An 11,518-nucleotide genomic window follows, 5' to 3' on the forward strand; every position below is an offset into this window, starting at 1 on the left:
CGGAATGACGAAAGGAAAGACATGTCTGACGCATTCGACCTGGACGCCCGGATCTCCGCCCCTGCCGGCCCCGCCGGCGAGCAGGCGCCCCCGCCGTCCATCTCGGGGATCGCCACCCGCACCGTCTGCACCCGAGTGACCTGCCAAGCCAGCAAGACCTGTGTCTGCACCGCGATGTGCACGGTCTTCTGCGTGGGCGGCAAGTAGCCACGGGCCAACTCCCGACGGGTGCTGCCGTGGTCGAGACACGGCAGCACCCGTCGTCGCAGAGCGAGAGAAGCACGCCGAACAGACAGGGGCTGACCACGATGCACCTCACCCACCACGGTACCGAAACCTGGGCCCGCGTGGCAGACGACGACCTCGTGAGCCGCGCACGGACAGCCGTCCGGCAAGTTCTGAGGGAGACCGCCACCACCGCCCAGGTCGAGGACCTCGCGCTCCGCGCGGCCGAGCAGAGCGACACCGCCGGCGCCTGGTTTCCGCCCAGTCTCACCCACGGCCAGGCCGGTTCCGCGCTGCTCCACCTGTACGCCGCCCGGGCCGGGCTCGGCGACCTGGACACGGCCTCCGGCCACATACGCGAGGCGGTACTCTCCACCCAGACCGAACCTCTGCAGCACCACGGTCTGTTCGCCGGCACCAGCGGCCTCCTCCTCGCCCTCGCGGATGTCACCCGCGACGAACCCCGCTTCCGCCCCAGCCTCGACCGGCTGACGGACCAGCTCGCCGAGCAGGTCCTCGCCGCTCCCCCGCACCGCACCGAACGGGCCGTCAGCGACCTCGACTACGACCTCGTCACCGGCGCGGCCGGCACCCTCGCCCAGTTGAGCTCCGTCCCCGAGCCCTCTGAGCGGGTCGCCGAGGCCGCCGCCGTCCTCACCGACTACCTCATCTGGCTCACCGGACCCGCCGAGACCGAGGGCACCCCCCACCGCTGGCTCATCACGCCCGCGTACTACCCGCCCGTCGGCGACTACCTCGCCAAGTACCCGCACGGGTACCTCAACCTCGGTCTCTCGCACGGCGTCCCCGGCATCGCCGCGGCCCTCGCCGCCGCCTGGGCTGCGGGCAACCGCCGCCCGGGCCACTTCGAGGCCGTCACCGCCCTCAGCCGCTGGATCCGCGCACAGGCGGACACCGACGCGCACGGCCCCCTGTGGAGCGACGGCAAGCCCGTCGACGAACACGGCCACGAGATCTCCCCCGGATGCGTGCACGACCGGATCGCCTGGTGCTACGGCACCTTCGGCGTCGCCGGCGCCCTCCTCACGGTTGCCGAGGCCACCCGCGACGACGAACTGCGCGCCGAAGCCGTCACCGCCTTCGAGGGCGCACTCGCCCGCCTCGGGGGCCTCCGGCCACTGTCGCCGACCCTCTGCCACGGCCTCGCCGGACTGGTCATGCTGACACTAGAGTTCGCCCCCTGGAGCGCCGTCGCCCGCGAGCGGCTGCCGGAACTGGTCGGGGACCTCCTCAACCGCCACGAGCCGGACCGCCCGCTCGGTTTCGCCGACCTGGAGGAGCCCGGCAAACCCGTCGACGACCCGGGACTCCTCACCGGGGCCACCGGCGTCGCGCTCACGCTGCTCGCCGCCACCGGCGGCCGGCGGCCCGACTGGTTCCGCGCCTTCCTCGGCCGGTGACGGCCATGACACCGTACGAGCCCGTCGGCTTCTTCCTCCTGCGCTCCCCGACCCTGCCGGCCCGCACCTGGCTCGACGTGACCGCGGACCCCGACGACACCCCGCGGGCCCTCGTCGGCCTCGCCCGCCGTCCCGACGTCACGCGCGCTCTGCTCATCGCCAGCGAGGACATGACCGACAGCCTCGACCGGATCGGCGACCTCAGCGAGAAACGCCTACGCCGGCTGCACTCCGGGCTGCTGCGCTACATCACGCGCATGGCGACCCGGCCCACGCCGTTCGGGGCCTTCTCCGGTGTGGCGATGGGCGAGTTCGGCCCCGGTACCACCGCCCGGCTCGGCCGGCCCGAGGAACACCGGCTGCGCGTGCGCGCCGACATGGGCTGGCTACTCGGGCTGATCAAGCGCCTCGACGAATCCGACGACCTGCTTCGCAGGCTCCGGCTCGTGCTCAACCCGATGGCGGACACGGCCGGCGACCGCGTGGTCCTGCCGCAGGCCGACAAGTACGGCCGGCACGACGCCCGTAGCGTGCGCATCCGGGCCACACCCGCCGTCGAGCTCGTCATGCGGACCGCCGCCACCCCCGTCCCGTACGAGCGGATCACCGCCGAACTCGCCGCCGCCTTCCCCGAGGTCACGGCCGAGACGGTCGAGGGCCTGGTCCGGCAGATGTGGGACCTCGGCTTCCTCATCAGCGACCTGAGGCCCCCGCAGACCGCGGAGCGGCCCGAACACCACGTCCTGAAGAGGCTCACCGGCATCCCCGCCGCGCAGGAGACGGCCGACCTGCTCAGCACCATCGCCGACCTCGCCGACCGGGCGGACGACGTCGCCTCCCTGCGCCGGCTCGCCGCCGCACAGCACGACCTCGTCCCCGGACACGACGGCCGCTCCTACCAGGCCGATATGGCGCTGCATCTCGACGATCCCGTCCTGAACGCGTCCATCGGCGAGGCGGCGGCCGAGGCCGTCGGCGTTCTGGTGCGCCTGAGCGCCGCCCACGGCAGGCGCAACCACCTCACGCGCTACCGCGAGGAGTTCACCGAACGCTACGGCGAGGGCACCCGCATCCCGGTGCTAGGTCTGCTCAGCCCCGACACCGGACTCGACGCCCCGCCGACCTACACCAACCCGCCGCGCAGCATCGAACTGCCGACGGCGACGCCCGAGCACACCGCCCGGCTGGACGCCCTGCTCGTCGAGTTCGCCCAGCAGGCCTGGTGGGACAGGTCCCTGGAGGTCGAGCTGACCGACGCCTGGCTGGAGCGCCTCGCCCCGCGCGGGCCGGTGCCCGACCCGCCGCCCGCCATGGAGGTCTACCTCCAGCTGCACGCCGCCGACCGCGCCGCCCTCGACCGGGGGGACTGGCGGGCCGTCCTGCGCTACGACAGCCTCACCTACGGTGGCCGCACCTTCGGGCGTTTCAGCGAGCTGCTGGGCGAGCCCACCTCCGAGCGGCTGCGAGGATATGCCCGCGCCGAGGAGGCGCTCTTCCCCGACGTCGCCTACGCGGAGCTCGCGTTCCTGCCTCCGTACGGCCGTGCAGCCAACATCACCCTGCGCCCTGCCGTCCGGCCGTACGAGATCCCCGTCAACACCGCGCCGTCCGTCGGCCCGGACCAGGTCCTCCCGCTCGACGACATCCTCGTCGGCGTCAGCGGGGACCGGTTCCACCTGTGGTCCCGGAAACTCGACCGGGAGGTCGTGGTCGCCCAGCACCACATGCTCAGCCCGACGATGGCGCCGAACGTGGCCCGGTTCCTGCTCGAGGCCTCCCAGGACGGCTGCGTCATGCCCTCCGGCTTCCACTGGGGCCCCGCCGAAGCGGCCCCCTTCCTGCCGCGCGTCACCCGCGGGCAGATCGTCCTGCGCCCCGCGCAGTGGCGGCTCACCACGGGACCCGCGACCACGGACGCCGCGGGCGCGCACGGCAGGGCCGGTCTCGCGGCACCTGCGGCCGGCACACCGTCCGCGCATCCGCTCGACGACCTCGACGGCTGGCGCCGCCGCTGGAACGTGCCCCGTCACGTCTATCTCGTCGAATCCGACCAAAGGCTGCTGCTGGACCTCGACCACCCCGCCTGCCGCGCCGAAATCCGGGCGGAGCTGGACACGCGCGGCACCCTCGTCCTCCATGAGATGCTGCCGTCCTTCGACGGGATGTGGCTCCAGGACGCCGACGGTGAGCGCTATGCCGCCGAGGTCGTCGTGCCCGTACTCGCCCGCGACGCGGAACGCGTCACCCGCGCTCCCGTACCGCGGCAAGGCCGCGACGTGCCCGTGGAGCGTCATCTGCCCGGCGGCGCCTGGACGTTCCTCAAGGTCTACGCGGCCCCCGAGCGGCAGGACGAGATCATCTCCGGCCCGCTGCTCGACCTCGTCGCAGGACTGGGCCGCGAAGGGCTCCTGGACCGCTGGTTCTACATCCGCTACGCCGACCCCTTCCCGCACCTGCGCCTGCGGGTCCGCGGCACCGACGCCGACCGTACCCTCACCCAGGTCACCGCGTGGGGGCGCGATCTCGTCGCCCGCGGACTCGCCCTGGACATCGAACTCGCAGGCTACGCACCGGAGACAGCCCGCTACGGCGGCCCGGAGGTCTTCGACACGGCCGAGCGGCTCTTCGCGGCCAACAGCGAAGCCACCGCCCTGCTGCTGTCGCGACAGCTAGACATCAGGCCCGAGTTCCTCGCCGTCGCCGCTCTGGACACCCTCCACGCCCAGTGGGGCGTGCCGCCGGGCGGCGCGCTCACCCACCACACCGGCGGCCACGACGAGGACCACGTCCGGGACACCCGGACGCTGTTCCGCGAACACCGCGCCTACCTGTGCGAACTCCTCAGCCCGTGGGAACGCGACCCGCACGCCGAAGGGCGGGCCCACCGGCTGCTCCTCCAGGAGACGTTCGCCGCGCAGGCCCCCGCCGTCGCCGAGACGGCTGGAGCCGTCCGCGAGGCGGCCCGCCGTGGCCTCCTGGTCGGCTCCGAGGACGCCATCCTCGCCAGCCTCGCGCACATGCAGATCAACCGGCTCCTCCCGATCGACCTCCAACGGGAGGCCCGCAGCCACACCCTATGGGCCCATGTCCGGCGTGCCGTCCGGGGCCGCACGGCCGCGAAGGCGAGGGAGAGCCGATGATCTGGCTGCGCGTCAGCACGCTGTTCTGGCGACTCAGCCCGCTGCGGGTATCCGCCTTCACCGGCGTCTCCCTCCTCCTCGCCCTCATACCGGCCGCGCAGATCGGGCTGGTCGCCGCCGCCGTGCAAGGTGTGGCCGACGCCGTCACCGGCGACCGGGACGCCGGACGGGCCGCGCTCATGGCGGGCGCCGCCCTTCTCGGGGTGGGCCTCGCCAGCCATGTCCTGGGCACCTGCCTGCAATACCTCGACACCCTCCTGCGGCTCGAACTCACCGCTCGCATCGGCGAATGGGTGATGCGCAAGGGCACCATGCTCGACCTCCAGCAGTACGAGGATGCCGAGGTCTACGACACGATGCAGCGCGCCTTCCAGGAGAGCAGCGGAGGCCGCGTCTACCAGGTCTTCACCCAGCTCCTGGAGGTCGCGAGGGAGTTGGTCACCCTGGTGACCGTCAGCATGGTGCTCTTTTCCTGGAGCCCCTGGATCGCCCTGGTGATCCTGCTTTCGCCCATGCCGTCGGTCGTCTCGTACATGCTCTTCAGCCACAGGGCGTACGAGATCGAGTACGACCGGACCGCCGACCGGCGACGCGTGTACTACTACCAGCACCTCACCACCACCGACCACTCCTACAAGGAGGTCCGTCTCTTCCAGCTCGGCCCGCACCTGGTGGACCTCTACACCCGGCTCATCCGCGCCTTCTTCGACGTCGACCGCCGTCTCGCCCGCCGGCAGTCCGTGCTCGGCGGCGTCCTCGGTCTCCTCAGCGTCGCCGCCTCCTCCGGCGCCGTGCTCTGGGCGATCCACACCACCACCCACGCCGGGCAGGTCGGCCAGCTCGCCGGCTACCTTCAGGCCGTCGGTTCGATCCAGGTCTCCGCTCACGGCATGTTGCTCGGCATCGCCGCTCTCTACAAGGACAGCCTGTTCCTCGGCAATCTCTTCGACTTCCTCGCCCTGCCCGAGCGTCAGATCAAGGGCGGCACCCGCCCGTTCCCGGACACGCTCCGCAAAGGCATCGAGTTCCGCGACGTGCGCTTCGTCTACCCCGGCACCGGCCGCGTCGTCCTGGACGGCGTCAGCTTCACCCTGCCCGCGGGCGAATGCGTCGCGCTGGTGGGGCAGAACGGCTCCGGCAAGACGACGCTGGTCAAGCTGCTCACCCGGCTCTACGAGCCGACGAGCGGCCAGATCTTCGTCGACGACATCCCGATCGAGGAGTACGACCTCGACGACCTGCAACGTCACATCGGCGTCATCTTCCAGGACTTCATCCGCTACGAGCTGCCCGTCCGCGACAACATCGGCTTCGGCAGCGTCGAAGCCCGCGAGGACACCGGGCGCGTCGCCGAGGCGGCACGGGCCGCCGGCGCCGACGGGTTCGTCGAAGCGCTGCCCCGTGGCTACGACACGACGCTCGGCCGCCACTTCGAGGACGGCCACCAGCTGTCCGGCGGCCAGTGGCAGAAGATTGCCCTGAGCCGAGCTTTCATGCGCCGCGCTCCCGTCGTCGTCCTCGACGAGCCGACGGCGGCCATCGACGCGGAGGCGGAAGCGGAGATCTTCGGCCGGCTCAAGGACGTCGCCCGCGGTGCCACTTCCCTGGTCATCGCCCACCGCTTCGCCACCGTCCGGATGGCCGACCGGATCGTCGTCCTGGAGAACGGCAAGGTCATCGAGGACGGCGTGCACCAAGACCTCCTGAGGGCCGACGGCGTCTACGCCCGGCTCTTCCGTATCCAGGCTTCGGGCTACCTGACCGAAGCCGCGTCCCCCTGAAGGCCGAGTGATGCGCGTATCCGTCCTGTATCCCGCCATGCCGACGGACCCCCGGCACGTCGCCCCCTTCGCCGCGCTCGTCCGCGACGGAGGCGCGGCCCGCCTCTGGCAGGGCCAGTCCCTCTGCACCGACACCCAGCAGGTCTTCGCCTACCTGGCCGGCATGGGCTACCGCGTCCCGGTCGGGACCAGTGTCGCCCTCATGCCGCTGCGGCATCCGCTGGACGCGGCGATCCAGGCCCGGTCCCTGTCCGTCCTCACCGGACACCGCACGGTCATCGGCCTCGGTCCCGCGACCCCCGACGTCGTCGCCGGACTGCACGGAAAGCCGTACGACAGCCCACGCGATGCCTGTGTGGAATACCTGACCGAGGTGCGGCGCCTGATCGGGACCGAGGACGGAGCCGCCGGACCCGGCATCGGCGCCTCCATCGGTCTGCCGGGCCTGCCGCACCCGGGAGTGGAGACCGGGCTCGGTGTGCTCCGGCCGACGCTCGCGCGGGCCGCGGGCCGGGCGGCGGACGCGGCGATCAGCTGGATGACCCCGCCCGGCTACGTCCGCGACACCCTGCTGCCCGCCATGGCGAAGGGCGCGGCCGAGTCGGGCCGCCCGGTGCCCCGCATGGTCACCGTTGTGCACGCCGCCGTCGACCGCCCGGGACGCCACGCCTACCGGCTCGCCTTCGCAGCGGCCCACGTCCACCTCGCCGGGCCGCACTACTGCGACATGCTGCGCCGCGCCGGACTGCGCGTCCACCACAGCCGCCCGGGCCTCGGCGCCCGCGCCCTCGTCGACTCCGGAGTCTTCCTCTACGGCACGCCCGGGAACATCGCCGCGCAGCTGGCCGAATTCGATCGGGCGGGGGTGGACGAGGTTGTCGTCAACGTCGCGGGAGTGTATTCCGAGCATGGCCGACCGGACGCCGTACGGGACCTCCAGGAGATCCTCGCGGCCTGCCGGGAAGCGACGAACTGACCCATGAACGGGTGAGAGAGGCCGGGGCACGACCGCGTGCCGCCCTCCCGCACACGGTGAGGAGAGGCAAGACGGTGCCCGACGACATCGCCCGATGGCTGAACGAACACGCCAACCCGTTGAGTACCCTGACCCCCGGCGCGCCAGTGGAGGACCTGAAACCCCTGGGCGAGGCACTGCGGGGGACACGGATCGTCGGTCTGGGGGAATCCACCCACGGCACGGGCGAGTTCTTCCGGCTGAAGCACCGCATCGTGGAGTTCCTGGTCCGTGAGGAGGGGTTCACCACCCTCGCCATGGAGGCCAGCCAGTCCGCGGCCCGCGCACTCGACGCGTATGTACGGTACGGCACGGGCTCCCCCGAACGGCTTGTCGCCAGGCTGGGCTTCTGGACCTGGCGCACCCGCGAGATGGTCGACCTCGTCGAGTGGCTGCGCGCCCACAACCGCGACCTGCCCGAAGAGCGCCGGGTCCGCTTCGTGGGAACCGACCCCCAGCTCTGCGCCGACTCGGTCGAGGCCGTCGCCGCCTTTCTGCTCCGGGCTGCGCCCGATCAGGCCGGGCGCGTCAGCGCCCTGGACGTACTGGCCCGGGCCCGCCCGAGCACGCTTCCGGACCCGGACAAGGCCCTGATGCGACGCGCAGAGGAGATCGCCCGCCTCATCGCGGACCACGCTGAGCGGCCGGGTCCCGGCGATGACGCCGGCGAGGCCCTGGAACACGCGCGAATCCTCGTCCGCGCCGCCGACCTGGTGACCCGGCCCTTCGCAGCCTCGGCCGGCGAGGACGGCGTGCTCGCCGCACGTGACCGCTACATGGCCGAGGCCGTCGCACGGCTCGTGGACGACGACCCCGAGGCTCGCGTCATGGTCTGGGCACACAACGGGCACATCGCGAAGGGCACGTACGGGGACCAGGTGCCGGCCCTCGGCAGCAAACTCCGCGAACGCTACGGCGACACCTACTACGCGCTGGCCCTCCTCTTCGGCAAGGGCTCCTTCCTGGCCCGCCGCGGCAACGACCTTCAGCGCCCGCCGGCCCGCCACCGCATCGGCACCGGCCTCCGCTCCCTGGAGGCCAGACTCACGCACGCCGTACCCGGCGACTACTACGCGGACTTCCGCGCCGCGGGTTCCCCCGCCGACGCCGCGCCCTGGCTGCACGCCCCGCACGCACAGCGCAGCTTCGGCGCCAACGTCCAACGGTTCCTCTACCGCTTGAACACCGCCCCGCTCGTCCCGGCCGAGGACTATGACGGCATCGCGTTCGTAGCACGCTCGACCTGCTCCCACCTGCTGCCCCCGGCGGAGGACTGAGGTTCTCTCACGGCCACAGGTCGAGCGCGGCGTTCAGAGTCAGCTGCCACATCGGTTCGGCACCGGTGCCGAATGCCGCAGCGAGCCCGTACCCCACGGACGTGTCGTACGGGTCCCTGGCACGCTCGGACTCGCCCGCCGCCTCCCAGTCGGCCGACACGCGCCCGTCGCCGCTCGATGTGAAGACGCCGAGCAGCCGCTCGTCCCGCAGCAGCCGGCTGGTACCGAGGGAATCCGGAACCAGCAGATAGCTGCAATCCCGCGCCCCTGAGACGACCTCGACCCGGTACGAGCGCCGGGTCAGGAATCCCTTGGACGGCCGCAGGGTCTCCTCTGCACCGTCGACGAGCAGAGTGAGGTGCTCGGGGTCGCGCGTCCCGATCGGCACATGGCTCTCCGGCACTGTGTTCGGGGCCCGCCGGATGTCGACCGGCGGCAGACCGTCCCCGCTCACGCCCAGCGTCCCGGCCTCATGGTCGAGTTCGATCCGGACCGCGCCGAAGAGCGGATCGTCGGCGGGCACGTACGCGTACGGATTCATCGGGACCCTTGCCTCCTGTTCATCCTGGTGATCGTCTTCCCCCAGTCTCGTCCGGAGGCGGAGGGCCGGTTCCCTTTCCAGCCAGAGGCGGGCCGGTGGGCAGGGGCGGCGCCACGGCCTGGGCGTCGGGGAGCGCAGCGGTTGTTCCCCTGTGAACGAGCAGCCGTACCCAGCCACGAGCTACCGCCAAGCGAATGACGGTCACCTACTCCTGCCTCGCTGCCACTACGTCGCGTAGCCGGTCACGCCAGGCGGTTCGCGGTCCCGACCAGCGGCGATCCGTCTTCAGAGGCAGCCGCGGCTGGGGAGAATCTGGGGAGAATGAAGCCGCGTTGGGTCATGTCCCTTGGTGTGGTGTAACGGATCATTCGGCAGTGCCGGGCAGGCAGGTGGCGTTGTCTGAATAGAGGTTGTCCATGCTTTCGATGGAGAGGTAGCGCCGGGGAAAGGCGATCCACTCGTCGTGGAGCTCGACGAGGACGGCCGTGGCCAGGCGGGTGACGGCGGCGGTGTTCGGGAAGACCTGGACGACATCTGATCGTCGTTCGATCTCCCGGTTCAGACGTTCGAGCGGGTTGGTCGACTGGATTTTCTTCCAATGCTGGTTGGGGAAGTCCGCGAACGCGGTCAGGTCCTCCTTCGCCCCCAGCAGCATCTCCTTGACCTTGGGGAACTGGCGGCCGAGCATGTCCGCGACGGTATCGAGCTGGGCCCGGACCGCATCGGCGGTGGGCTGGGCGAAGACCGTGCGGATCGTGGCGGCGACCATCTCCGCGGACCCCTTCGGGATGACGGAGAACACGTTGCGCACGAAGTGAACGCGGCACCGTTGCCAGCCGGCCCCGATCATGACTTTGCGGATCGCTTTGACCAGGCCGCTGTGACTGTCGGAGATCACCAGGCGGACACCGTTCAGGCCGCGTTCACGCAGCGAGCGAAGAAACTCGGTCCAGAATGCCTCCGTCTCGCTGTCGCCGACCATGACACCGAGGACTTCACGGCCGCCGTCCTCGGTGACACCGGTCGCGATGACGACGGCCTGGGACACGATCTGATGGTCGACGCGGGCCTTGACGTAGGTGGCGTCGAGGAAGACGTACGGAAACCGGGTGTGATCAAGGGGACGGGCCCTGAACGCGTCGAGCAATTCGTCGAGGCCGGCGCAGATCCGGGAGACCTCGCTCTTCGATATGCCGGTATCCGAGCCGAGGGCTTTCACCAGGTCGTCGACCGAGCGGGTCGACACCCCGTGAACGTAGGCTTCCATGACGACCGCGTAAAGCGCCTGGTCGATGCGGCGTCGGCGTTCCAGCAGGCTGGGGAAGAAGCTCCCGGCCCGCAGCTTGGGGATCGCGAGTTCCAGGTCTCCGGCCTGCGTGGTCACGGTCTTCTCCCGGTGCCCGTTGCGCCAGGTGGTGCGGGTGTCGGTCCGCTCGCCCCACTCCGCACCGATCCGGGCGGTGGCCTCGGCCTCGATCAGTTCCTGGAGCAGCCTTTCGGCGACTTCGCGGACGAGTTCAAGACCATCCGCTGAACGTAGTGACTCGAGCAGGCGAAGTAGGTCATGCTGGGACAAGGCCACCGGGCACCCCCTTGGAACGAACTGGCAGTTCACCAAGGACAGTTGCACGGTGGCCTGCCCCGTTTCAGGGAGCATTCACCAGCAGTCGATGCACGCGAGGGCACACAAGCGGCGCACTTCCCAGCCAAGATCTGTTACACCACTCCGTGGGACGCCATCCCGCGTTGGGGAGCGGCTGGGGAGGATCGGCCGTACAAACGGGCAGCACGGTGAAAGGGACGGAAAGGCTGATCGCCGCAGATCAGAGGGTTTCTCCGGGCGCTTTCCGCAGGTCAGCGGCGTGAGGGTGACGACTTCAAGAAGATCTCCTCATGGGCCGCCATCCTCTTCGCCCCCACCCTGGTCGGCACGATCTACGGCATGAACTTCGAGACCATGCCAGAGCTGCAGTGGGTAGCCGGCTACCCCTTCGCGATCCTGCTGATGGCAATGGTCTGCGTCAGTTTGTACGTCATCTTCAAGCGTCGCGACTGGCTCCAAGCCCCGGCACGCTCATACAGGCCTCGGCTTCGCATCGACGCTACCCTCGTCAAGGC

Annotated in this window: 8 protein-coding genes and 1 pseudogene; 7 read left to right on the forward strand and 2 right to left on the reverse strand. The window is 70.8% G+C overall.

The window, feature by feature from the left end; translation table 11 throughout:
* The first annotated feature begins 21 nt into the window (after positions 1 to 21).
* The 6 genes from ACFWTC_RS09455 to ACFWTC_RS09480 all read left to right on the forward strand — a co-directional run bounded on the left by ACFWTC_RS09455 (position 22) and on the right by ACFWTC_RS09480 (position 8,859).
* Positions 22 to 207, forward strand: coding sequence for an FDLD family class I lanthipeptide (locus ACFWTC_RS09455; protein ID WP_243339085.1), 186 nt, complete (start codon positions 22 to 24; stop codon positions 205 to 207).
* Between the two features lie 140 nt (positions 208 to 347).
* Positions 348 to 1,646, forward strand: coding sequence for a lanthionine synthetase C family protein (locus tag ACFWTC_RS09460; protein WP_384026487.1), 1,299 nt, complete (start codon positions 348 to 350; stop codon positions 1,644 to 1,646).
* Positions 1,647 to 1,651: 5 nt separating this feature from the next.
* Positions 1,652 to 4,786, forward strand: coding sequence for a lantibiotic dehydratase (locus ACFWTC_RS09465; RefSeq protein WP_384026667.1), 3,135 nt, complete (start codon positions 1,652 to 1,654; stop codon positions 4,784 to 4,786).
* On the forward strand, positions 4,783 to 6,567 hold the full coding sequence (locus ACFWTC_RS09470; RefSeq protein ID WP_383921206.1) for an ABC transporter ATP-binding protein: 1,785 nt from the start codon (positions 4,783 to 4,785) through the stop codon (positions 6,565 to 6,567). The genes ACFWTC_RS09465 and ACFWTC_RS09470 overlap by 4 nt, the downstream gene beginning before the upstream one ends.
* Before the next feature lie 10 nt (positions 6,568 to 6,577).
* Positions 6,578 to 7,543 carry an LLM class flavin-dependent oxidoreductase gene (locus tag ACFWTC_RS09475; RefSeq protein ID WP_384026489.1) on the forward strand — a complete coding sequence of 322 codons (966 nt, stop codon included), beginning with the start codon at positions 6,578 to 6,580 and terminating at the stop codon, positions 7,541 to 7,543.
* Positions 7,544 to 7,617: 74 nt separating this feature from the next.
* The gene (locus ACFWTC_RS09480) at positions 7,618 to 8,859 is read left to right on the forward strand and encodes an erythromycin esterase family protein (protein ID WP_383921210.1); all 1,242 of its coding nucleotides are present in this window, start codon (positions 7,618 to 7,620) and stop codon (positions 8,857 to 8,859) included.
* Between the two features lie 7 nt (positions 8,860 to 8,866).
* Here ACFWTC_RS09480 and ACFWTC_RS09485 read toward each other — a convergent pair whose 3' ends face one another.
* Entirely contained in the window at positions 8,867 to 9,400 is a 534-nt protein-coding gene (locus ACFWTC_RS09485; protein WP_384026492.1) for a hypothetical protein, read from the reverse strand.
* A gap of 364 nt (positions 9,401 to 9,764) precedes the next feature.
* Positions 9,765 to 10,982, reverse strand: coding sequence for an IS256 family transposase (locus ACFWTC_RS09490; RefSeq protein WP_384026495.1), 1,218 nt, complete (start codon positions 10,980 to 10,982; stop codon positions 9,765 to 9,767).
* Positions 10,983 to 11,276: 294 nt separating this feature from the next.
* On the opposite strand from ACFWTC_RS09490, the pseudogene ACFWTC_RS09495 reads away from it, so the two are divergent.
* A pseudogene (locus ACFWTC_RS09495) lies at positions 11,277 to 11,459 on the forward strand (CorA family divalent cation transporter); the annotation flags it as partial.
* Positions 11,460 to 11,518: the final 59 nt, after the last annotated feature.

It is taken from the genome of Streptomyces sp. NPDC058619 (assembly GCF_042717785.1).
Lineage (GTDB): Bacteria > Actinomycetota > Actinomycetes > Streptomycetales > Streptomycetaceae > Streptomyces.

Coding starts and splice junctions, on each gene's coding strand:
- ACFWTC_RS09455 (WP_243339085.1), top strand. CDS start 22: ATGTCTGACGCATTCGACCTGGACGCCCGGATCTCCGCCCCTGCCGGC.
- ACFWTC_RS09465 (WP_384026667.1), top strand. CDS start 1,652: ATGACACCGTACGAGCCCGTCGGCTTCTTCCTCCTGCGCTCCCCGACC.
- ACFWTC_RS09470 (WP_383921206.1), top strand. CDS start 4,783: ATGATCTGGCTGCGCGTCAGCACGCTGTTCTGGCGACTCAGCCCGCTG.
- ACFWTC_RS09475 (WP_384026489.1), top strand. CDS start 6,578: ATGCGCGTATCCGTCCTGTATCCCGCCATGCCGACGGACCCCCGGCAC.
- ACFWTC_RS09485 (WP_384026492.1), bottom strand. CDS start 9,400: ATGAATCCGTACGCGTACGTGCCCGCCGACGATCCGCTCTTCGGCGCG.